This window comes from Pseudomonas cichorii, from assembly GCF_003700275.1.
Classification (GTDB): domain Bacteria; phylum Pseudomonadota; class Gammaproteobacteria; order Pseudomonadales; family Pseudomonadaceae; genus Aquipseudomonas; species Aquipseudomonas cichorii_B.
In genome coordinates this window covers 18,640-40,568 of record NZ_RBRE01000016.1, presented here as the reverse complement: position 1 = coordinate 40,568, position 21,929 = coordinate 18,640, and the positions used below count along the sequence as shown (strand labels likewise).

18 protein-coding genes and 1 tRNA gene are annotated in these 21,929 nt (G+C 58.8%); 4 read left to right on the top strand and 15 right to left on the bottom strand.

Translation table 11 applies throughout. The annotated features are described in order from the left end of the window. Positions 1-128: 128 nt before the first annotated feature. Positions 129-776: an HAD-IA family hydrolase gene (locus tag ALQ04_RS04325; protein ID WP_122314721.1), complete on the top strand. Its 648-nt coding sequence runs from the start codon at positions 129-131 to the stop codon at positions 774-776. 61 nt (positions 777-837) lie between these two features. On the opposite strand, the gene gvpU is transcribed toward ALQ04_RS04325, so the two are convergent. The 9 genes from gvpU to ALQ04_RS04280 form a co-directional block, all read right to left on the bottom strand. Beyond that, positions 838-1,308 (bottom strand): gas vesicle accessory protein GvpU, encoded by a 471-nt coding sequence (gene gvpU / locus ALQ04_RS04320; RefSeq protein WP_122314627.1) that lies wholly within the window; start codon positions 1,306-1,308, stop codon positions 838-840. A 312-nt stretch (positions 1,309-1,620) separates the two neighbouring features. After that, complete coding sequence (locus ALQ04_RS04315) at positions 1,621-3,243, bottom strand: methyl-accepting chemotaxis protein (RefSeq protein ID WP_122314626.1); 1,623 nt, start codon at positions 3,241-3,243, stop codon at positions 1,621-1,623. A 56-nt stretch (positions 3,244-3,299) separates the two neighbouring features. Next, positions 3,300-4,355, bottom strand: a complete 1,056-nt coding sequence (locus ALQ04_RS04310) for a GTP-binding protein (RefSeq protein ID WP_122314625.1) — start codon at positions 4,353-4,355, stop codon at positions 3,300-3,302. Beyond that, complete coding sequence (locus ALQ04_RS04305; RefSeq protein ID WP_122314624.1) at positions 4,352-6,010, bottom strand: amidohydrolase; 1,659 nt, start codon at positions 6,008-6,010, stop codon at positions 4,352-4,354. The genes ALQ04_RS04310 and ALQ04_RS04305 overlap by 4 nt, the downstream gene beginning before the upstream one ends. A gap of 74 nt (positions 6,011-6,084) precedes the next feature. Then, a complete protein-coding gene (locus ALQ04_RS04300) occupies positions 6,085-8,466 on the bottom strand; it encodes an RND family transporter (RefSeq protein ID WP_122314623.1) in 2,382 nt (793 codons plus the stop codon). A gap of 11 nt (positions 8,467-8,477) precedes the next feature. Next, the gene (locus tag ALQ04_RS04295; protein WP_122314622.1) at positions 8,478-9,548 is read right to left on the bottom strand and encodes a YCF48-related protein; all 1,071 of its coding nucleotides are present in this window, start codon (positions 9,546-9,548) and stop codon (positions 8,478-8,480) included. 35 nt (positions 9,549-9,583) lie between these two features. Beyond that, positions 9,584-10,936 (bottom strand): DUF1329 domain-containing protein, encoded by a 1,353-nt coding sequence (locus ALQ04_RS04290; protein WP_122314621.1) that lies wholly within the window; start codon positions 10,934-10,936, stop codon positions 9,584-9,586. 15 nt (positions 10,937-10,951) lie between these two features. Beyond that, entirely contained in the window at positions 10,952-12,583 is a 1,632-nt protein-coding gene (locus ALQ04_RS04285) for a DUF1302 domain-containing protein (RefSeq protein ID WP_122314620.1), read from the bottom strand. Positions 12,584-12,779: 196 nt separating this feature from the next. Further along, on the bottom strand, positions 12,780-13,760 hold the full coding sequence (locus ALQ04_RS04280) for a helix-turn-helix domain-containing protein (RefSeq protein WP_122314619.1): 981 nt from the start codon (positions 13,758-13,760) through the stop codon (positions 12,780-12,782). A gap of 603 nt (positions 13,761-14,363) precedes the next feature. Between ALQ04_RS04280 and ALQ04_RS04275 the strand changes: the two genes are divergently transcribed. Then, positions 14,364-15,572 (top strand): MFS transporter, encoded by a 1,209-nt coding sequence (locus ALQ04_RS04275; protein ID WP_122314618.1) that lies wholly within the window; start codon positions 14,364-14,366, stop codon positions 15,570-15,572. A gap of 154 nt (positions 15,573-15,726) precedes the next feature. On the opposite strand, the gene ALQ04_RS04270 is transcribed toward ALQ04_RS04275, so the two are convergent. The 5 genes from ALQ04_RS04270 to dapA all read right to left on the bottom strand — a co-directional run bounded on the left by ALQ04_RS04270 (position 15,727) and on the right by dapA (position 19,419). Continuing rightward, positions 15,727-15,816, bottom strand: a tRNA-Ser gene (locus tag ALQ04_RS04270). Between the two features lie 92 nt (positions 15,817-15,908). Further along, positions 15,909-16,619, bottom strand: coding sequence for a phosphoribosylaminoimidazolesuccinocarboxamide synthase (gene purC / locus ALQ04_RS04265; RefSeq protein WP_025261201.1), 711 nt, complete (start codon positions 16,617-16,619; stop codon positions 15,909-15,911). 28 nt (positions 16,620-16,647) lie between these two features. After that, positions 16,648-17,406: an MBL fold metallo-hydrolase gene (locus tag ALQ04_RS04260; RefSeq protein ID WP_122314617.1), complete on the bottom strand. Its 759-nt coding sequence runs from the start codon at positions 17,404-17,406 to the stop codon at positions 16,648-16,650. Then, positions 17,407-18,522 (bottom strand): outer membrane protein assembly factor BamC, encoded by a 1,116-nt coding sequence (bamC, locus tag ALQ04_RS04255; RefSeq protein WP_122314616.1) that lies wholly within the window; start codon positions 18,520-18,522, stop codon positions 17,407-17,409. It abuts the gene before it with no gap. Between the two features lie 18 nt (positions 18,523-18,540). Beyond that, a complete protein-coding gene (gene dapA, locus ALQ04_RS04250; RefSeq protein ID WP_122314615.1) occupies positions 18,541-19,419 on the bottom strand; it encodes a 4-hydroxy-tetrahydrodipicolinate synthase in 879 nt (292 codons plus the stop codon). A gap of 326 nt (positions 19,420-19,745) precedes the next feature. Between dapA and ALQ04_RS04245 the strand changes: the two genes are divergently transcribed. Both ALQ04_RS04245 and ALQ04_RS04240 read left to right on the top strand, forming a co-directional pair. After that, entirely contained in the window at positions 19,746-20,309 is a 564-nt protein-coding gene (locus ALQ04_RS04245) for a glycine cleavage system protein R (protein WP_122314614.1), read from the top strand. A gap of 9 nt (positions 20,310-20,318) precedes the next feature. Continuing rightward, positions 20,319-20,792, top strand: a complete 474-nt coding sequence (locus ALQ04_RS04240) for a peroxiredoxin (RefSeq protein ID WP_122314613.1) — start codon at positions 20,319-20,321, stop codon at positions 20,790-20,792. Positions 20,793-20,851: 59 nt separating this feature from the next. Here the strand turns inward: ALQ04_RS04240 and ALQ04_RS04235 are convergent, their stop codons facing one another. Then, positions 20,852-21,922, bottom strand: coding sequence for an AI-2E family transporter (locus ALQ04_RS04235; RefSeq protein WP_122314612.1), 1,071 nt, complete (start codon positions 21,920-21,922; stop codon positions 20,852-20,854). Between the last annotated feature and the right edge of the window lie 7 nt (positions 21,923-21,929).

Below are 21,929 nucleotides of genomic sequence, written 5' to 3'. Positions count from 1 at the left end.
ATTTTGTCGCGCAAAACATGGCCAAATGATGTCCCCTTGTAAAAACAAACCTCGCCTGTCGCCTTGCAGATGCAAGCTATGCAGGAGCATATTTGCCCGTCATCAGCGCCATTACCAAGGGAGCATGCATGCTTGAAGAGAAGCGATTTGCAGCATTCCTGTTCGATATGGACGGGACTTTGCTCAACTCTGTAATTGCCGCCGAACGTGTCTGGGCGCAATGGGCGCAGCAGCACGGTATCGACGTAGAAACCTTTCTACCGACCATTCATGGCGTACGCTGTATCGATACGGTCCGCCGGCAAAACCTGCCGAATGTGGATGCCGAACAGGAAGCGGCAGCCATTTCCCAGGCCGAGATCGACGATGTCGAGGGTGTTCAGGCGATTGAAGGCGTTGCGGCCTTCCTGGCTTCACTGCCTGCCGATCGCTGGGCCATGGTCACTTCCGCACCGCTTGCACTGGCCAGGGCCCGCATGCACGCCGCCGGGCTGTCGCTACCCGAAATCGTCATTACTGCCGAAGACGTCACCCAGGGTAAACCTGCACCTGATGGTTTTCTGCTGGCCGCCAGACGGCTCGGCGTGGCCGCACAGGACTGCCTGGTTTTTGAAGACGCGCCCGCAGGTATCGCAGCGGCCAAGGCAGCCGGAGCCAGTGTGGTGGTAATAACAGCCGCTCACCTGCATCCTTTTGAAAGTGAAGATGCGACCCTGGCGAGTTACACGGGATTACGTGTTGAAACACAAGCGCCGTGGCTGAAACTGCGCCAGTAGCCACAGCCGCCATAAATCAAAAGCCCCGGCAAGTACCGGGGCCATTGAACAGCTCAGGCTCTCACTTGCGGGCAATCAGCCCGATCGTGAAGCCATCGACCGCTGCGATTCTGCCACGCCACAGCACGCCTGCTTCGCAGATCGGACTTTCATCCGTGGAGTAGGTGCGGCAGTCCTTCAGGTGGATGAAGTGGAACGCTGGAGTATCTTCAGTGGACTCGCCCGGACGGAACGAGAGAATCATCTCCTTCATCGACTCGTCGGTACCGTTGTTGAACTTGCTGAAGGGAGCCGAGATATCGGCAGCCAGCTGTTCAAAGTAGGTGTCGTGGGAAATCAGGTGACCGGAAACGAGGTTTCCGCCTACCGACAGGGTAATCCCCAATTCGACCTTGGTGTTTGCCACGAACTTGACCAACCATTGCAGCAGCCAGTCGATCTGCTTGCCCTGCCACTTGAACTGGGCGATGACATCATCATGACTCTGGCTGGGAGACGGTTGTGTATGTTGCGCCTGGTTTACGTCCGACATCAGATAGCTCCTTGCATCACAGAACGTGAGATTCAGCTTTACAACACCTTAGCTGAAAACGAAAAAAAGGAACGGTGGGCGGGCGGGATTTTTTGGAGAGCGTGACGTAGCACACTCCCCAAGCCACTTGGGCTCTGTATGCCACCGCAGAGAAAACTGCACACCAGGAACCTGTGAGACAACACATCTCCTTGTTTTCAGCAGCGATTCAGTTGCTTGCGGGATTCTCGTGCTGCAAGAGATGCTGCGCCATGGTGCGGGCTCTTACTGCTTCGACGAGACACCCACGATAGCGGACTGCTGCCTGATTCCTCAGATAGCGAACCTCGCAATCAACGTATTCAGCTCGGCAGCCAGGCGCGACAGTTCCTGACTGGACGAGCTGGTCTGGTTGGCTCCAACTGCCGTTTGCAGGGACAGATCGCGAATGTTCACCAGATTGCGGTCAACCTCATGGGCAACATGCGCCTGCTCTTGCGAAGCACTGGCAATGACCAGATTCAGCTCGTTGATACGCGAAATCGACAGCGTGATCCTTTCCAGCGCAATGCCAGTGCTGCCCGCCGCCTGAAGCGTCAACTGAGCCTGCTCGGCGCTGACCTGCAAAGCCTGCACGGTGCTGTCGGTACCTGACTGAATATTTTCGATCATGATCTCGATTTCTTCAGTTGAGTTCTGGGTCCGCTGAGCCAGCGAGCGGACTTCATCGGCTACCACGGCAAACCCACGCCCCGCCTCGCCGGCTCGTGCTGCTTCGATTGCCGCGTTCAATGCCAGCAGGTTGGTTTGCCTGGCAATGCCTCGAATCACATCCAGCACCTTGCTGATCTGGCCGGTCTGGCTGGCCAGTGCCACAGCCTGCCCGGCCGCACGGGTGACCAGCGCGGCAAGTGCATCGATGGACTCGATGGTCTGACGCACCTGACGCTGGCCTTCGCGCCCGTCTCTGTCGGTATCGTGCGAGGTGTGCGCAGTATTGGCGGCGTTTCTGGCGACCTCTTCCACCGCGGCAGTCATCTCGTTGACTGCCGTGGCCGCCTGTTCGATCTCATCGTTTTGCTGATGCAGGCTGCGGTTGGCGTTTTCAGTCACGGTGTGTAGCTGTTCGGAAGCCGATGCCAGTTGCTCCGAGGAACTGGCGATCTGATGAATCGTCATGCGTAGACTGTTCTGCATCTTGCTCAGGGAAGCCAAAAGCAATGCCGGCTCGTCGCGACCGCTAACGACAATTTCGTCGGTCAGTTTTCCGTTGGCCACCCGCTCGGCGACCAGCAGAGCCTGACGCAGCGGCGACACGATGCTGCGGGTCAGCAATACCGCCGAGAGAATGATCAAGACCAGAAAAACGCCCAGAGAAGCAAGCGAAACCATGGACGCCTGCTCTGCAGCCTGGGCACTGCGTATGGCCGCTTCATCGGCCGAGGTGGAGTTGTACAGAATCAGACGCCCCAGGGCATCGAACATCATGCTCGCATAGTCACCGAAAGGACCGTTCACCAGGCTATTGGCCTCAGCCCGATCCCCGGCTTCAATACCCTTCAACACCTGTTCCTGATAGTTTTGATAAGCCTTGTAGGCAACCACAAACCCGTCGAACAATTCTCGACTCTCGGGGCTAACCGCGAACTTCTCGTAGGCGCTGAACTTCGACGGCAAGACAGTGAGAATATCCCTCGCCATCTCGGCTGCATTCATTTGATTGTCACTGTCTTCGACAATCACGCCATTGAGTGTGAGCGCACGCGCCTCTGCGATCTGCGCGCCGATTTCGCTCAGTGCAACAACGGCTGGCAACCACTGATTACGCACCTCTTCCGTCGCACTGTTCATCTGCCTCATTTCATAAAGGTTGATGAAACCCGTGAAAATCGTCAGTAACGCCAACAGCGTAAAAATTGCACCGGCACGCTTGCCAATCGTTAGATATCTCAACACTTCAACCTCGCAAAATGTACGCCTGTCGACAATCGCGTCGAATCAGTCGAGCACAGTCAGCCCGCAGCCCGGTCCAGCGCCTTGAGTAATGACAGCGGTTGGAATTTCGGTAACGCGACACCGACGAACTTCTCGAACGTGCGCGTGATTTCTGCAAAATCCAGGTCCTGCACGATCAGCACAATCCGCGAGCGCCGGTCATCCGCAGGCCAGGCAGGCAATTGCCGCAAAGGGTGAAAGATTTGCTGCACGCCGTGTATCACGGTCGGCTGTTCAGGATGCTCGACGAGCTGAACAAGCCCCTTGACCCGCAACAGGCTTTCACCGCGCACCATTGCCATCAGTTCCAGCCAGTTGGCCAATCGAGCCTCTGAAACCGGCTGGCTGAATACCAGGCAGTGGGACTGCACATTGCCGTCGCGATGACTGTTACCGCGCTGCCCGCCATCGAGACGGGCCAGATGCTGCTCGGCCTTGAACGTATCCCACGGGGCTGTTTGCAAAACGTCTTCTGCCGATACCGATCCATTGATGACCGGAACAATCCTGGCGTCGGGATTCAGGTCCAGCAGGCGCTCTCGCAAGGAGCGGATCGTCTCCTCACTCGCAAGATCGGTCTTGGTCAGCAATATGCGATCAGCCAGCGAGACCTGCCTGAGCGCTTCGCCATGCCGATCCAGTGTGCGCGCCGCGTTTACAGCATCGATGGCCGTCACCACTTGATCCAGGCGATAAAGCGCGATCACCTGGGGGTCGACCATGAACGTCTGCAGGATTGCAGTCGGGTCCGCCAGCCCGGTGGTTTCAATCATCACCCGATTGAACGAAGGCAGTTGCGCCTGTGCACGTCGCGCATGCAGATCGACCAGTGTGTCCACCAGATCGCCACGCACGGTGCAGCACAGACAACCGCTCTGCAGCAGGCGCAGGTTCTCGCTGACCTGCTCCACCAGAAGATGGTCCAGCCCGATCTCGCCAAACTCGTTGATGATCACCGCTGTATCAGCCAGCTCCGGCTGTTGCAGCAAATGATTGAGAATGGTGGTCTTGCCACTGCCGAGAAACCCGGTCAGCAACGTGACCGGGGTGCGACCGTCAACGCCCTCGCTCATGCCTGTGCCTCATACACCCGCTGGCCAGCGAAGTACGTCTGCAGGACCCGGGTTTCTATCAGTTGCTCTGCCGGGATCTGAAACAGATTGCGGTCCAGCACGATAAAGTCGGCAGACTTGCCTGTTACCAGCGAGCCGGTTTCCTTTTCCAGGCCCATGGCCCTGACCGGATCCAGAGTGTAGACGCGCAAGGCAGTGGCCAGATCCAGTCCCTGATCGGCGCCAATCGCTCCCGGAAACTGACCGGTCGGGTCGCGACGGGTAATGATCCCCTGCAGCCCGATGAACGGGTTGGGGTCAGGCACTACAGGCCAGTCGGAACCGGCTGCCATCAGTACACCGGCCTTCTCCATATCGACATGCCGGTGTGACTTGTCCACCCGTTCCTCGGACAACACCACCTTGAGCTGCTCGACGATGATGCCCGGGAACCAGAGCATGGGTGACAGGTCGGCCACGATGTCCAGTTCGACGAAACGCGGCACGTCGTCAGGGTGAACGTAACCGGCATGGGCGATCTGATGACGACGACTGCCACCATTGAACGTGCGCACGACCTCGAATGCATCCAGTGCTGCACGCACCGAACCGTCACCGGTGCAGTGAATCTTTACGCTGATATCGGCCTTTTCACAGTCGGCAATCACTTTGGCCAACTGCGGCACGGTCATGAAGTTCGTACCCCGGAAACAGCAGCCATAGGTTTCGGTTTCGACATAGGGTTCCAGCAAGGCCGAGGTGTGGGTGGTCGGTACGCCATCCATGAACAGCTTGCCGAATTCAGGACGGAAATACTGACTACGGTACTCGTCGCGCAGGGCAAACAGCTCCTCTCCCCAGGCATCAGTGGAGAACGGCCCGGATTGCACGGGCATGGTCCCGACTACCCAGGAGGTCAGCAGATCGCGTTCCGCCATGCTCTTGATCGCGTCCATGACGAAGCGAGCACTCAGTGGCTCCTGCAATGCCGTAATGCCGACCGAATTGAGTTTTTTCAGTGCATGCACACCCGCGGCGACATCGCGCTCCGGCTCGGCGGCCAACGCCCGGCCCACAGGGCCTTCGGCCAGTGAAACTGCCGCTTCGAGCAACAGGCCAGTAGCCTCGCCATTTTCAGGGCGCCGCACAACCGTGCCGTTCGGCGGGTCAGGCGTATCGTTGTCGATACCGCAGGCTTCAAGCCCGGCATCGTTCAACCAGCGGTTGTGGTGCGAGTCATCGGTCAGCATGACCGGACGCCCGCCTGCCGCTTCATCCAGGCGCAACCGCGCTTCGTAGGTAAGCTGGTCGAGCATGTTGCTGCCCCATATGCCGCCAGTAATCCAGCGATCCATCGGTGCATCCCTGGCAGCTTCGCGAACGCGCTCGATGATGTCGTCAAGGGACGTATTGGGGGGAAAACTGATTTCGTAAAGCTCGGTGCGGCCAGCGATCAGGAAGTGGTTGTGAATATCCGCCAGGCCGGGCATCACCATCCGGCCCTCCAGATCGATGATTTGCGCAGCGCTACTGACTGCAGCACGCGCCTGCTGCTCGCTACCCACCGCCACGATGCGCCCGTCACGCACAGCCATTGCATCGGCCCAGGGCTGAAGGGTGTCGAGGGTATAAATCGCTGCATTGAACAGCACCAGTTCTTTTGCATGTTCAGCCATTACGTCCACCTTTCTTGTTAGCTCGGGGAGTACAGGCTTGCCCTGATTGTCAGTGGCAAACCTGCGCTGGATATTTACGTTGCGGCTACCTTCGCGGCGGCAAGCTGTTCCGGTTTGAGCAGGAAATGCGCGAGCGCAGGTAACAGGATCAGGGCACCCAACATGTTCCACAGGAACATGAACGCCAGCAGAAGCCCCATATCCGCCTGAAACTTGATTGGGCTCAGCACCCAGGTGACCACGCCGATAGCCAGGGTGACTCCCGTCAGCATCACCACCTTGCCGGTGAACAGCAGGGCACGGTAATAGGCTTCGGAAAGGCTCTTCCCGGCCCGCATCTGTGCCAACGTGACAGAGAGGATGTACAGCGCGTAATCGATGCCGATCCCCACACCCAGGGCGATAACCGGCAGGGTGGCAACCTTGACGCCCATCCCCAGCGCGACCATCAGCGCTTCGGCCAGCACCGAGGTGAGCATCAGCGGCAGCACTGCCACCAGCACCGCACGCCAGGAACGAAAGGTGACCAGACTGAGCAATGCCACTGCGGCGTAGACAAGGAACAGCATCTGCCACCAGGCTTCCTTGACCACGATATTGGTGGCTGCCTCGATACCGGCATTGCCGGCGGCGAGGAGAAATCTGGCGTCGCTGGTATCGTTTTCGCGGGCAAAAGCTTCAACGTGTTTGACGATCGTGTTGAGCGTGTCGGCCTTGTGGTCCCGCAGGTAGATATACAGCGTCAGCAAGCTGCAACTGTCGTTGTACAGACCACGCGGTGCTCCGGCCGTCACGGTATTGAGCATCCCCTGGTTGGGCATGAACTCGTACCACTTGGGGTTCGCTTCGCTGAGCCCCACCAGCATGCGACGGTTCAAAAGCGACAGTGAATTCGTCGATTCGACACCCGGCAACTGGCGCAATTGCCACTCCAGCGCATCGACCTTGTTTAGCGTGTCGTACAGCGAACACTGGCCTTCGGGACTGGTGATCATCACTGCCAGCACGTCACTCGACGCACCGTAGTTACCGTTCATGAATGCCACATCACGGTTATAACGGCTGTCGGGACGCAACTCCGGCGCGCCGGGATCGAGATCACCGATCTTCAGATGGGTGCTGGTGGCAAAACCAATCCCCCCGAGAATCAAGGCGCCGACTACCGCGACGCTGGCCATGGGACGGCGGGTAAAGCGATCCAGGAACGACCACAACCCCTGGCTATCATGACGATTGCCATCTGCACCCTCTTCCGAACGCAAACTGCGTTTGGCGGCGCTGCTGCTGACGCCCGTATAGGAAAGCAGAATCGGTAGCAGTATCAGGTTGGTGAAAATCAGCACGGCGACACCAATGGATGCCGCAATGGCCAGTTCACGAATGACCTGAATGTCGATGACCAGCAATACTGCGAAGCCAACGGCATCCGCGAGCAACGCCGTCATACCGGCGAGGAACAACCGGCGAAACGTGAACCGCGCAGCAAGCAGCTTGGGCACGCCGCGGCCGATATCCTGCATGATGCCGTTCATCTTCTGTGCGCCATGGCTCATGCCAATCGCGAACACCAGAAACGGCACCAGAATCGAGTAAGGGTCCAGCGAATACCCCAGCGTCGGTAGCAAGCCGAGCTGCCAGACCACGGCGATCAGGGACGCAATCACCACCAGTGATGTGGAGCGCACGCAACGGGTGTACCAGAACACGGTGATGGTCGCGATCAATACCGCGATGGCAAAGAAGGCCAGCACCGACTTCACGCCATCAATCAGGTCACCGATGATTTTCGCAAACCCGGTGATGTGCACCTGCAAGCCTTCGGCTTCGTAATGCTGGCGAAGCTGCTCCAGCCGATCTGCCAGATTCTTGTAATCGAGCGGCTGGCCCTGGGCATCCCGGGTCAGCAAGGGCACGTAAATCACTGTGGATTTACCATTGGCGGCAACCAACTGGCCGACTTCGCCTGAACGGGCAACGTTGGCGCGCAGTTGATCGAGGCTGGCCGGGCTGCCGTCGTAGCCGTTGGGAATCACTGATCCGCCTTCCAGGCCGTCCTCGGTTACTCCTGTCCAGCGGGTGGAAGGCGTCCACAGCGACTTCATGTTGACCCGGTCGACACCGGGCAGCAGAAACACTTGATCAGACAGACGCCGCAGAGCGTCCAGATACTGCGGCTCGTAGATGCTGCCGGAAGGGCTTTGCACAGCGATTCGTACGGAGTTGCCCAGGCCGGTCAACTGGTTCTGATATTGATGAAAGACCTGGATATAAGGGTGCTGGGTGGGAATGGTCTTTTCAAAACTGGCATTGAGCTCCAGCTTGGTGGTCTGCCAGGCGAGCAGCACCGTAATGATTGCGCACAGCACAACCACCAGCACACGGTGGTTGAACAGAGCACGCTCGAGAAACGAACCACTGCGAGGATCAAAATCAACGGTGGACTCCGGGAGCCCCATCGGCGGACTATTCACTGCTTGTCTCCAACAGTCAGCGAGCTGACGCCTTGATCGCTGAGTACGTAAATGCCAGCACTTGTGGTTGGCAGCAGGTTGTTCACAGGCGGCAATGGCTGCTTGTTGACGGGTATCAGGCGTCCACCCTGCTCCCGCAAAAGCATGCCTGCCTGATTGGCGAGCAGGATCTGGCCGTCGGGCTGGATCGCCGAGGCAGTGATCGAGGCTTCGACCGGGGATTGCAGAGATGTCCAGGTGCTGCCGGCATCGTCACTGCGCAACGTATTGCCGCGCAGTCCGGCCACCATCAGCCCGTCATTGGCGAGCAGCTCGGCCGTGAAAAAACTGCCGCTGTAAGGAGGTTCCAGTGTGCGGAAGGTGCTCCCGCCATTGTCGGAAAGCAGTACCAGCCCCTGCTCCCCGACAATCAGGATTCGATCGCCATCACCACGGATGGCGTTGAGATGCATGCCACCCGGGTTGTCGTCGGGTGAGAGCCAGGCGTTCCAGCTTTGTCCGCCATCGGCGGTGTACAACGCCAGCCCGTAACCTCCGACCACGAATACATGCTGTGCATCGCGGACCAGCACGTCGAGCAAGGGCTTGTCGGCCCCCTCCGCGACCAGGCGCTTGGCGGCTGCAATGCTCCGGGCATCGCCTCTGGCCTGAGCCGCTGCCAGGATAATCTGCGCAGCACGGTCGCCATCGAGGCTCAGCGCCCAGGTCTCGCCACCATCAGCGGTGATCAGCACGCTACCGCCATGACCGACCGCATATCCCCGGTTCTGGTCAGCAAACCGTACACCCGTCAGCGTGACACTGACGGGCGTCTGCACCTGACGCCAATGGGCACCCTTGTCATTCGAGAGCACGATGATGCCGCGCTCCCCCACCGCGACCAGACGTTCCCCGGCCTGGGCGATACCCAGCATGTAACTGCGTTCAGCCTGCACAGCGGGCAATGCCGGGCGCTGCAGCGGTGAGCCGACCGGCGCGGCAACGGCCGCACCGGCAAGCAACAGACAAAGTACGCTCAGCAGGCCACGCGCCCCGCTCACGGGGGCGTGTTGTCGAGTAGTTTTCATGATCGATTCTCTAAGCCTGTGATTGGCTTCTGTTCTTATCGAATACCGTCGGAAGCCAAGGCATCAGGCGTGAACTCGCCGTCCGGGATCTGATCGAGCAGTTGGAAGTGAACCGGTTTTTCATTGAACAGGCCCGCCATGAACGCTGCCCCCGAGAGCAGATCGTTGAAGCCGAAGATGGACATGAAGTTGCCCGGCAGTTCAGGCAAAAGATTCACGTAGCCCCACGTGGTCTTCCAGAGCTGACCGTTGGCATCCCAGCGGTCGCCGAGCACACAGGTCCAGGTATCTTCGTCGCAGTAATAACGACTGCGGGCCGCCTGGTGACGCTGGCCGGCACGCAGAGTGGCGTCCACCACCCAGACGCGGTGCAGCTCCCAGCGGGCGTAATCGGGATTGATGTGATGCGCGCCGAGAATCGCCTTGTCAGACGTTGGCTGCATCAGGCGGTTGGCGTTGTAGGGAATGTACATTTCCTGTTTGCCAACCAGCTTCCAGTCGAAGCGATCGAGACGACCGGTGAACACTTCGATTTCATCAAAACTCATTACCCCGGCCATGGTCGGGCTCGGCGTGTCGCAGCAGGTGTTAGGCAACTTGCGTACCCGGCGCTGACCGACCAGATAGACCCATGCCTGATCCTTGGAAGCATCCAGGTTCTGCCGGCCTACGATCCCTTCTCCAGCACGAATGGAAGGCGCCGATACGCGGTTACGAACGGTGAAATAAATCCCGGATTTTGAGAACTCTTCCAGGCTGCTGCCTTTGAAATAGTAAGGCGTCTGCTGAGTGGACTGGGTATCACTGGCCAGTACCGCCTTACCGTCTGCAGTCAACTGATACGCCGTTGCATAGAACGTGGCGCTTGGCGCACGCCAGCGCAGCAAGTGGTTCCACATGACCTCGGCACCGTTTTGCGGAACCGGGAAAGGGATGCCACCGAACGCATTTTCAACGATATCGCCCTTGAGACTGGCGCGCGTGGCGTTGAGCTTTGTGTTGTCGTACACCCACTGTGGCGCCGCCGCAGTACGGTGAGTCGGGTAGATATCGACGCGGTAGCTGTCCGGATACTTGGCCAGCAGCGCCTTGGTGCCATCGCTGAGTTTGTCGGCATATTGAGCGGCGTTAGCCGAGTTGATCGAGAACAGCGGCTTCTCGTTCTGGAACGGATCGCCACGGCGACCGCCAGGTTTGTCGCCTGGGGTTGGAGTCACCAGGCCACCCGTCCAGGCAGGAATGCTGCCATCGGCATTGCCCGCTTTCTCTGCGCCCAAGGGGGTCAATTCGGTATTGAGTCTGGCTGCCTGATCGGCACTGACGGCAGCTACGGCTTGTTGTGCGAACAGCAGCGCAACGCTCAGCAAGGACATCGAAAAACGGTTCATAAAAGGCTCCCTGGCTTAGAACGAACGCTGCAAGGACAGTGCAATGAAGTCACGGTCCTTGAGCGATTGCTTGAACGAGATCTGGTTCTGGTCATCGAGCGATGTACCGGAAGGCCCGAAGTAGTGGGTGTAGGTAGCGCTTGCACGCCACTCATTGAGGTACAGGGCGGTCAGGCCGATGCTCATGTCACCGACCTTGTCACCGTTGAAGGCACCGACCACCGACGAGTTGCCGATGCCGAAGCCCAGCCCCAGCGGCACGGACAGGTCGATCCCCGGGAACACCTGGCGATAACGCGGTTCGTAACTGACGCGGATGTTGGCAGCATCCCGATCCGCCAGAGGATCAAGGGCCTCCGGGTTCTTGGTCACGCTGAGCAAACGGTTCCAGGCAATCTCACCGAGGAAATCTGCCTCGTTGGCGATAAATGACGGACCGAGAGACGCCAGCCAGGAAATCTGCGCATGCAGGGAGTTACCCACGGCGTAACGTGCATCGCCGTCGTTGTCACCGCTGCCATCGAGGATATTCACGCCGTTGCTGATCAGCGGAGTGTTACGCCGCGTCGAGACTTCGGCGGCCAGGTTGTAGTCGCCAAAGGTGTGGCTGGCGCTGGCACCAAACGCGCGGATGTTTTCCGGGTATACCCACTGGTAATTGCCGAGCTGACCGCTGGCAAAGTCAGGCGCACCGGCGCTCGGGCGAATATAGATCTGTGGGGTCTTGTCGTGATAACGAATGGCATACAGACCGAAATCGGTTTCGGCCGCCCGGAAGCGAATCTGCACACCGCCCTGCCCGGAGTCCTTGGCCTTCATGTCTTGCTGGCGAAAGAACGCCAGCGGCGGACCGCCCGGCACCACCGGGTTGGCACCGGCGATCAGGCGCTCTGCGCCATCGCCGATGGTATCGAGAACCGAGAAATAGCTGCCTGCGGCAGGCAGCCGGGTTTCTTCCCAGCGCAATTGATAAAACGCCCCGACCGAAACATCCGGCGTCAGTTGCCATTGGCCGGACAACTGCTCGGTCGGCCGGATCAGCTCCTTGAACTGGGTATTGGGCACAGAAGCTGCCTTGACCGCATCAATCGGCGCCATGCCCCCGGCGATGCCGTTGGCCCCGAAGAACAGACTTTCACCCCAGACCAATGCATGTCGACCGGCACGTACCGTGGCTTTTGAATCGCCCACATTGAAACGAGCGAAGACAAAGGCATCCAGCAGTTCAGCGTCACGCCCGTGAAGTTGTCGGGTATCGCTGGTGAACTCATCGTTGTCGACCGACAGCGAGTTAGCGGTAGCCGGAGAGTTATTGTCGTTTCTGCGGTTATAAACGCTGTCGTACCAGGTAGCGCCCGATACCCTGACACCGACATTCTTATAAGTCAGGTCTGCCTCGGAAAGCACATCGAAACGGTTCGAGATCAGACCGCGACTGAAGTTGCGGTCACCATCGTCGTGGTTGACCTTTTCGGTCAACTGATTCGACGCACCTTTGAGCCGGGTGGAGTTGCTGTACTTGATCGTATTGTCCCAGCGCAACTTGAGATCGGGATCGCCCGTATTGATCTCAAGCGCCTGCGAACTGTTGGACATCAACGCCATAATGGACACGGCGAGCGGACACAAGGCTAGTTTTCTGGCCATTTCTCAAACCTCCGTTGCTATGATTTTTATTGGTCAACAGGGAGCAAATGCCTGCCGCAAGATGGCAGGCATGGAGAACTTGGCAGGGCACCCTTGAGAGTCAGATTACGAGGGGCTGGAAAGGCGCGTTAGCCGAAATTGGCAAACTTGAAGGGTAATCAAAACCGGCTTGCGGCATTGCACCGCAAGCCCGATATCAGCGGTTCAGCGTCTGCGACGGCAGCTCGCCAAAGAGTTCGCGGTACTCGCTGGAAAAGCGACTCAGATGCCAGAATCCCCAGCGGGTGGCAACATCCTGAACACAGGACACCGAACGTTCTCGAAGTTCTCGCCGCGCTGCATTGAGGCGCAAGGCGCGCAGATAAGCGACAGGATTTATTTCCAGGGTTTCCTGAAAACAGTACTGAAGCTTGCGTCGACTGGCGCCTATGTGCCGACACATATCCAGAATCGTGAATGGCTCATCAAGATGAGTCATGGCGTATTCGCAAGCGCGGTCAACAATGCGCTTGCGCACCGAGGTGGCAAGTGACACGACCTGATCGCAAGGTAATAAATCCAGCAATTGGCTCATCACCACATCGCGTATCTGGTGACGTCCCGCATCCTGACTTAAAAGTTCGTGGGTCTGGAATTCTTCACGGGCCAGATCATTGCAGAGCGCCTGCAGGTTATGGCGGACCGCGAGTTCCTGGAGTCGATATATCTGCGGGGAATCAAGAAGGGAAAACGGTATGCCGTGCAGCTCCAGCTCGCGCTCCAGCACCGATTGTTCGACTGAAACAACGACAATCTCGACCGCCTGCGGCGCACGCAATTGCGGCAGCGAGTCGGCCTTGGTTACCAGCGCCATGCCTTCAGGCACCTGGCTGCCGGCACAATAAACATTACCGTTGCAGCTCACCGGGATACTGAAGGAAATCGTGCCCGGCCTCGCATCGCCCTGCTTGATAATGACCTGGTTGGTTCGATCATGGAAAACCTGCATCCAGCCCAGATCCAGCTCAACCAGCTCGCCGCGAAACGCGCCTGCGCTTACCTGATTGTAGGTCAGGCGCCAGCCACTCATTTTTGCGGCATGTTCATCAATATCGGCGGATATGGACTTGCGAAAAAACACACCCGGCCCAGGGTCGGTGTTGCAAACGGGCGCCGTCGAATCAATTTGCGCACTCATAAATTAAATCCCTGTGCGCGCAGCCTCTCCGTAACGACAGAACCCGCGAGATAGCAGCCAACAGCCGTCAGACATGCCAGCGCGGAAAACAGTCACCCGGTAGAAAATTGCGCAATCAATACCAAACCATCCAGCGGTGTATCGCACACACCGTAGATACCAAGACTGCTTGTCAAACTTCTGTATTTGTTTTTATACGGTTTTTCAAATGAGCAACCTTCCGGTTCGGCGTGTCACAGGACCGAAAACAGCCTTTGCGCATGCATCTGAGCGCTAAAAAGGCTTGTCTCGAACGCGCCTTGAGGGCAGTGCGCGGGTCAATCGGCGGACTAGAAGAAGGCCAAGTGACTCCATTAGAGAGTAGGTCAGCAGGAATGTCTTGATCAAGCCTGCATGACACTTGTACGACAGTGACATTGCATCACTGCTCGTCGGACAGGCAAAAGGAGACCGCAACCACTCAAACAGGAATCCGAAAGTCTGCTGATTTTGGATATCGCCCCTGCGGCGTGGCTGCGTAGGCTGGCTCCGGACACACTACATTTTGTGGAGTTGCTTCAGTGGACGCCAATCCAAGCTCCCCCGCCATCCGAGGATGCCAGCATGAACACGCACCTACATAGCCCACGCAGAGCAAGCGTCAGTCGTGAGGGGATCGTTGTGCTGCTCGGAAGCAGCCTGACCATCATGGGCTCAGTGATGATCGCCCCGGTCCTGCCCAAACTGTTCGCCGAATTCGGCTCGAACACACCCCACGCCGACATACTCGTGCCCCTGACGATGACCGGGCCAGCACTGGCAATCGCCCTGTTCGCCCCCTTCGCAGGCTGGCTTGCAGACAAGCTGGGCCGCAAGGCACTGTTGATCATTGCCACGCTTTGCTATGCATTGATTGGCGCCGCCCCCGCCTTTCTTGACAGCCTTCCCAGCATCGTTGGCACGCGCCTGCTGTTCGGCTTCGCCGAAGCTGCTGTCCTGACCTGTTGCACCACCCTGATCGCCGACTATTGGGAGGGAGACAGCCGCCTGCGCATGATCAATCTGCAGGTCATTACCATCGCCGTAATTGGCGCCTCGTTTTTCGTCCTGGGCGGAATCGCTGGCGAACACTCCTGGCGGACACCGTTCTTTCTATACCTGCTGCCCCTGCTGCTGATCCCCCTCATGATCAAGATCCTCTGGGAGCCAAAGCAAATCATCCAGTTGATACAGGAAGAAGAGAAACCGGTATCGATCCCAACGCTGGTGATCGGCTACGTGCTGGTCTTTGGCGGGATGCTGCTGAACTTCATCGTCCCGGTTCAGACACCGGCGTTGCTGGTAAGCATCGGCGTGACCTCCAGCACCATGATTGGCCTTTCAGCAGGTCTGGGCCTGCTGGCCACCCTGGGAGGCTCCATTCTCTGGCCGCTGGCACGCCGGAAACTGGGAATCGCTGGTTGCAACGCACTCCTTCTCAGCCTCGGCGGCCTGGGCCTCTGGTTGCTGAGCCAGGCACAGACTTACGAACACGTACTCGTCGCGGTGGTTATTCACGGCTTCGGCGCCGGCATGCTCGTGCCCAACGCAATTGCTCCGGTAATGAACGCACTCAATGCCCGCTCACGCGGACGCGGAATAGGCGGATTCACCGCCTGCCTGTGCCTGGGCCAATTCGCCAGCCCACTGCTAGTAGTCATGGTCGCGTCCTTTGGCCACAGCCTGCGCGAAGCCATCCTGGTGGTCGGGATTGCCGCCGGATGCGCAGCGTTTGTGTGGCTTGTTGCACAGATACTTCAGCAGAAGCGGGGGGTGGTGGTTACTTCGGGCTGATAGTTTTACCTCGATGGGCGGGTGTAGAGGGGGTTCCGATTCAAGTCACCGGTTTGGCTGTGATGGGCAGGCTGGTGGCGTTAATGTGCAAGGCGCTATATGTCCAGCGCACAAAAAAGCCCCGTAGACAAAATCTACGGGGCTTTTCAATGTATGGCGGAGAGATAGGGATTCGAACCCTAGGTACCGGTGAAGGTACAACGGATTTCGAATCCGTCCCATTCGGCCACTCTGGCATCTCTCCAACGGCGCGCATGATAACAGCATCGGCGCGTAAGGCGAAGCCTTTTACGCTAATTTTTTTCGTGCTATCAAGCGCTTGCGTAACTTTTTGCCTTAAAGCGGTACGCCCAGGCGGTTTGCGACTTCTTCGTAGGCTTCGATGACGTCACCCAGGCCCTGGCGGAAGCGGTCCTTGTCCATCTTCTTGCGGGTGTCCTTGTCCCACAGGCGGCAGCCGTCAGGGCTGAATTCGTCGCCCAGGACGATCTGGCCGTGGAATACGCCGAATTCGAGCTTGAAGTCGACCAGCAGCAGGCCAGCGTCGTCGAACAGCTTGCTGAGCACTTCGTTGACCTTGAGCGACAGTTCTTTCATGCGAACCAGTTGCTCGGCAGTGCCCCAGCCGAATGCCACGACGTGGGATTCGTTGATGAACGGGTCGCCCTTGGCGTCGTCCTTGAGGAACAGCTCGAAGGTGTACGGATCGAGCTTCGTGCCCTCTTCGATGCCCAGGCGCTTGACCAGGCTGCCGGCAGCGTAGTTACGCACGACGCATTCGACCGGGATCATGTCGAGCTTCTTGACCAGGCACTCGTTGTCGCCCAGCAGCTTGTCGAATTGGGTCGGAACGCCCGCCTCTTCCAGCTTCTGCATGATGAAGGCGTTGAACTTGTTGTTCACCATGCCTTTACGGTCCAGTTGTTCGATGCGCTTGCCGTCGAACGCCGAGGTGTCGTTGCGAAACAGCAGGATCAAGCGGTCAGCGTCGTCGGTCTTGTAAACCGATTTGGCTTTGCCGCGGTAGAGTTCTTCACGTTTTTCCATGATGGGCTCCGCTTGCTAAGTAGTTGGGCTAGGCGATATGTCGCCAGTCGAGCCCTGAATCTTGATCGGCCAGTTCCAGCCAGTCCGGGTCACACCCGAGCGTATCGGCAAAACATTGCCGGGCCAGGAACGGCAGGTTGTTCTTGCTGCTGAGATGGGCCAGCACCAGGTGCTGCAGATCCTTCCATCCCAGTTCGCTCACCAGGTTTGCGGCCTGATGATTGTTCAAATGTCCTGTTTCGCCTCCCACCCGCTGCTTGAGAAAGACCGGATAACGGCCTCGGGCAAGCATGTCGCGGCAGTGGTTGGCTTCAATCATCAAGGCATCCAGGCCTTGATAGCTGTGCAGCACGTTCGGGCAATAAGTCCCAAGGTCGGTCAACAGGCCGAAACGGCGTTGTCCGTCATTGAAGACAAACTGGGTTGGCTCCAGCGCATCGTGAGAGACGGACACCACATCGATGTCCAGCGCTCCCACCTGCAACCTTTGCCCGCCCGCCACGACTCCGGTGGCCTGCACCGGCTTGCGCATCCCGCGCAAGGTCCCGCTGCTGAGATAGACCGGCAGATTGTACTGCCGAGACAGCAAACCCACGCCATGCACATGATCGGCATGTTCGTGGGTCACCAGAATTGCACTCAACTGCCGGGGGCTTACGCCCAGTCGTGCCAGGCGCCGTTCGGTTTCCCGCAGGGAGAAACCGCAATCGACCAGCACATACGTATCGTTGCTTGCGACCAGCGTGCCGTTGCCACGGCTGCCGCTGCCCAGAACAGCGAAACGCACTTAACCCAGGTTGTCTTGAATGACACTCAAGACCCTGCGAGCGACGTCGGCCGGCGCAACGGTATTGATGTTCTTCTCGACAGTCACCTGCACGCTGTCACCCACTTTGCTCAAGCGGACCTGATAGCGCTCGGCACGGGCTTCGACTTCTTCCTTGCTTGACTTGCTGCCAAACAGGCGACCGAAGAAACCAGGCTCGTTCTCGGGCGTTTTGGCCTTTTCTGCCAGGTTGATGTAATACAGACCGAGGCTGCGGTTGATGTCTTCAACCCGCCATTCACCCTGATCCAGCGCACGACCGACACTCGACCAGGCGCGGTCCAGATCGGCACCCACGCTCAGCACCGGGTTGCCGCTGCCATCTTCGCTCAGCGCAACACGGCTTGGCGTATCGTAGTCACGCGCTGCCAGCAGGGAGACGGAACCGCCCTTCTCGGCATTGCGGCTCATGCTGGCCAGCAGATCGTCGGTCAGCGCGGAATCGAGCCCCAGGTTGGTGGTGCGTGCCGGGAAACCGACGTCGGCAGTGCTGCCCGCCGGACGCTCGACGCTGACCACATAGATTTCACTGGTGTTGCGCTGCACGCCCGGCTCGATGCGAACCCGCACGCGGGTTTCGGAGTCGGCTGCTACGCCGCTGGCCGTCAGGCGTCTGGCGACCGAGGCGGACAGTTCGTCCAGACGCTGCCAACCGGAGCTGAACTCGCCAGTCTGGGGACGTTCTTCGGCAATACGGAAGCCATTGTCTTCAAAATACTGATGCGCCACCGGCCAGACTTCGGCAGGCGGACGCTGAGCCAGAATCCAGCGCGCATCGCCGCTCTTCTGCAGGCTGAAATCGCTGGATTCGGCAGCTACCGACAGCGGCAAGGGACGAGGCACCTTGTATTCGCCCTTTACGGTGCTGTCAGCCACGTTACGCGGGATCGGCAGCAGCGGGTCCAGGCGCTTGGCGCTGGAGATGTCGGCAGGCACCTGCATCGGTGCTGTCTGGGAGGCTTCAAGGTAGTCGCTACCGCGATCGCGGAAGTAACCATCTTGCCCCCATAGCCAACCGCAACCACTGGTGCTGGAGATAATCAAGGCTAGTGCGGAAAGTCCGGCCAGTCGCTTCATTGCGTAATGCTTCCTCAATTAAACCAATACGCCGGACTGGCGCATGGCCTGACGCAGCGGTTCGTGGCAGGCTTCGCTGAGCCAGGTGAGCGGCAGACGGATACCGTCCGGCATCAGACCCATTTCATGCAGAGCCCATTTCACGGGAATAGGGTTGGATTCGATAAACAGGGTGTTATTGACCGGCATCAGCTTTTCGTGGATGGCACGGGCTGTTTCGGCATCGCCACGCATCGCGGCAGCGCACAGGTCGCTCATGGCGCGCGGTGCGATGTTGGCGGTCACGGAAATGTTGCCCTTGCCACCCAGCAGCATCAGTTCTACGGCCGTTGCGTCATCGCCGGAGTACAACAGGAAATCGCTGCTGACGCCTGCCAGGATGTCCTTGGCGCGCTGCAGGTTGCCCGTGGCTTCCTTGATACCGATGATGTTATGCACTTTGGACAGGCGCACGACCGTCTCCGGCAACATGTCGCAGGCGGTACGCCCCGGCACGTTGTAGAGGATCTGCGGGATGTCGACAGCGTTGGCGATGTGGCTGAAATGCTGGAACAGGCCTTCCTGGGTCGGCTTGTTGTAGTACGGCGTTACCAGCAGGCATGCATCGGCACCTGCGGTCCTGGCGTTGGTCGTCAGTTCGACGGCTTCGCGCGTGGAGTTGGCGCCGGTACCTGCAATGACAGGGATACGCCCTGCAACCTGGGTTACCACACGACGAATGACTTCGATGTGTTCGTTCACATCGAGGGTCGCAGACTCACCTGTAGTGCCGACGGCAACAATGGCGTTGGTGCCCTCTTGCAAGTGGAAGTCCACCAGTTTGCTCAGGCTGTCCCAGTCCAGACGACCTTGTGCATCCATGGGTGTGACCAGTGCCACCATACTGCCCGCAATCATGCAACCGCTCCTGCCGGAAAAAGAGAGCCGTAATGGTACTGGCGCCATCAGCCTTGTACAAGCGAAGTACCGCACTGTGAGCATTCCCCTGAGCGATGGTTTTCGCTACCCTTCATCCTTTGATCGGTACTGGTCATCTGCGCACCTCGTTCAATTGATCGTTTTTTGTCGCCAATCCCCTTGTGCCAGCGCGTTGCAGCCCTGTCATGGCCCAGTCATGCAGGTGAACGACGACGCTGCCCGGATTGGCGTTTCGCGCTCTCGATAGTCGAAACAGCCTTGCAGAGCCCAAAAAGTACCGACCGCTCATCGCCTAGGAATGCTGCATGTCGTCCACCCCCACAGTTCGCGAACAATTCCTTGTTATCAGTGCCCTTGGCGCAAACCCTATGGAGCTGACCAACGTCCTGTGCCGCGCCAGCCACGAAAACCGCTGTTCGGTCGTCAGCTCACGCCTGACCCGTCACGGCGAGTGCAGCGCGCTGATCATTCAGGTCTCTGGTAGCTGGGATGCCCTGGCCCGTCTTGAAACCGGCCTGCCGGGGCTGTCGAAAAAACACGCCTTCACCATCAGCGTCGTGCGCAGCGCCACGCTCGAGAGCCGTCCCGAAGCCCTGCCCTATGTGGCTTACGTAAGCTCGGCCTATCGTCCGGACATCATCAATGAGCTGTGCCAGTTCTTCATCGACCACAACGTCGAACTGGAAAACCTGATCTGCGATACCTACCTGGCTCCGCAGACCGGTGGCACCATGCTCAACGCAACCTTCACGGTCACCTTGCCGGCAGGCACGCAGATCAGCTGGTTGCGCGACCAGTTCCTGGATTTCGCCGATGCACTGAACCTCGATGCGCTGATCGAACCATGGCGCCCGCAAGCCCCCATGTAAGGAGTTCTCATGGCAGTTGCAGTAGATCAACCCGTTGCCGACTTCCAGGCACCAGCCACCAGCGGTCAGGCGGTCAGCCTGTCCGGGCTCAAGGGCCAGCAGGTCGTGATTTATTTCTACCCCAAGGACAACACGCCGGGCTGTACCACCGAAGGCCAGAACTTCCGTGACAGCATCGCGCAGTTCCAGGCCGCCAATACCGTGGTCTTCGGCGTCTCGCGCGACAGCCTCAAGGCCCACGAGAACTTCAAGGCCAAGCAGGAGTTCCCGTTCGAGCTGATTTCGGACAAGGATGAAGCCCTGTGCCAGCTGTTCGACGTCATCAAGCTCAAGAAGCTGTATGGCAAGGAATATCTGGGCGTTGATCGCAGCACCTTCCTGATCGACAAGGACGGTGTACTGCGCAAGGAATGGCGTGGGGTCAAGGTCCCCGGTCACGTGGACGAAGTACTGGCCCAGGCGCAGGCCCTGAACAAGGCCTGATTGCCCGGACACTTCGCTGCGGCGCGCAAGGTGCCGCAGCGAAGGCCTGATGCCAGGGCCTATAACATCGGCGCCACACTCGGCGCATGGCGCGGCCAGGCATCCAGAACGGCCTTGAACAGGGTCGCCAGCGGAATCGCAAAGAATATCCCCCAGAAGCCCCACAACCCGCCAAACAGCAGCACCGCGCAGATGATCGCGACCGGATGCAGATTGACCGCCTCCGAGAACAGCAGCGGCACCAGCACGTTGCCATCCAGCGCCTGAATGATGCCGTGCACCATCATCAGATAAATGAACTGGTCGCCCCAGCCCCACTGGAACAGGCCGATCAGCGCAACCGGCACCGTGACCACCACCGCGCCGACATACGGCACGACCACCGACACACCCACCAGCATCGCCAGCAACGCCGCGTAGTTGAGCCCCAGCGCCACGAAGGCAACGTAGGTCACCCCGCCACAGATGAAGATTTCGATGACCTTACCACGGATGTAGTTGGCGATCTGTCGGTTCATCTCCTCGGCGACCCGCGTCAGCAAGGCCCGCTCACGAGGCAGATAGCCCCGCACCCAGCGACCGATCATCTGCCGGTCCTTGAGGAAGAAGAACACCAGGATCGGCACCAGCACCAGATAGATCATCAGGTTGACCAGCAAAGGCAGGCTGGACAGGGAAAAGGTCAGCGCCAACTGGCCGAATTTGCCGATCTCGCCGCGGGCCACTTCGATGGCTTGCAGGACCTGCTCGTCGGAAACCAGATGCGGGTAACGCTCCGGCAGCAACAACAGCAGCGACTGCCATTTGGCGAGCATGCCCGGCAGCTCGTTGAACAGGGTAATCAACTGATGCCAGAGCAGCGGGACCAGAACCAGCAGGAAGACCAGCAACACGCCCATGAACAGGGTGAAAACCAGACCAACCGCCCCGACTTCCGGCATGCGCAAGCGCTCCAGAAAGTTGACGACACCCTGCATCAGAAAGGCCAGCACCAACCCGGCCAGTACCGGAGCCAGCATTCCGCCCAACGTCAGGACGACGGTGAACGCCAGGAACAGCAGAACCGCCAGTACTACCGCTTCCTCATCGGAGAAATACAGTTGCACCCAATTGCGAAGCACCTTGAACATCAAACAT

Excerpts from the sequence above, each read along its gene's own strand:
- ALQ04_RS04325 (WP_122314721.1), top strand. The coding sequence starts at position 129 with ATGCTTGAAGAGAAGCGATTTGCAGCATTCCTGTTCGATATGGACGGG.
- gvpU (WP_122314627.1), bottom strand. The coding sequence starts at position 1,308 with ATGTCGGACGTAAACCAGGCGCAACATACACAACCGTCTCCCAGCCAG.
- ALQ04_RS04310 (WP_122314625.1), bottom strand. The coding sequence starts at position 4,355 with ATGAGCGAGGGCGTTGACGGTCGCACCCCGGTCACGTTGCTGACCGGG.
- ALQ04_RS04305 (WP_122314624.1), bottom strand. The coding sequence starts at position 6,010 with ATGGCTGAACATGCAAAAGAACTGGTGCTGTTCAATGCAGCGATTTAT.
- ALQ04_RS04300 (WP_122314623.1), bottom strand. The coding sequence starts at position 8,466 with ATGGGGCTCCCGGAGTCCACCGTTGATTTTGATCCTCGCAGTGGTTCG.
- ALQ04_RS04295 (WP_122314622.1), bottom strand. The coding sequence starts at position 9,548 with ATGAAAACTACTCGACAACACGCCCCCGTGAGCGGGGCGCGTGGCCTG.
- ALQ04_RS04290 (WP_122314621.1), bottom strand. The coding sequence starts at position 10,936 with ATGAACCGTTTTTCGATGTCCTTGCTGAGCGTTGCGCTGCTGTTCGCA.
- ALQ04_RS04285 (WP_122314620.1), bottom strand. The coding sequence starts at position 12,583 with ATGGCCAGAAAACTAGCCTTGTGTCCGCTCGCCGTGTCCATTATGGCG.
- ALQ04_RS04280 (WP_122314619.1), bottom strand. The coding sequence starts at position 13,760 with ATGAGTGCGCAAATTGATTCGACGGCGCCCGTTTGCAACACCGACCCT.
- ALQ04_RS04275 (WP_122314618.1), top strand. The coding sequence starts at position 14,364 with ATGAACACGCACCTACATAGCCCACGCAGAGCAAGCGTCAGTCGTGAG.
- purC (WP_025261201.1), bottom strand. The coding sequence starts at position 16,619 with ATGGAAAAACGTGAAGAACTCTACCGCGGCAAAGCCAAATCGGTTTAC.
- bamC (WP_122314616.1), bottom strand. The coding sequence starts at position 18,522 with ATGAAGCGACTGGCCGGACTTTCCGCACTAGCCTTGATTATCTCCAGC.
- dapA (WP_122314615.1), bottom strand. The coding sequence starts at position 19,419 with ATGATTGCGGGCAGTATGGTGGCACTGGTCACACCCATGGATGCACAA.
- ALQ04_RS04245 (WP_122314614.1), top strand. The coding sequence starts at position 19,746 with ATGTCGTCCACCCCCACAGTTCGCGAACAATTCCTTGTTATCAGTGCC.
- ALQ04_RS04240 (WP_122314613.1), top strand. The coding sequence starts at position 20,319 with ATGGCAGTTGCAGTAGATCAACCCGTTGCCGACTTCCAGGCACCAGCC.
- ALQ04_RS04235 (WP_122314612.1), bottom strand. The coding sequence starts at position 21,922 with ATGTTCAAGGTGCTTCGCAATTGGGTGCAACTGTATTTCTCCGATGAG.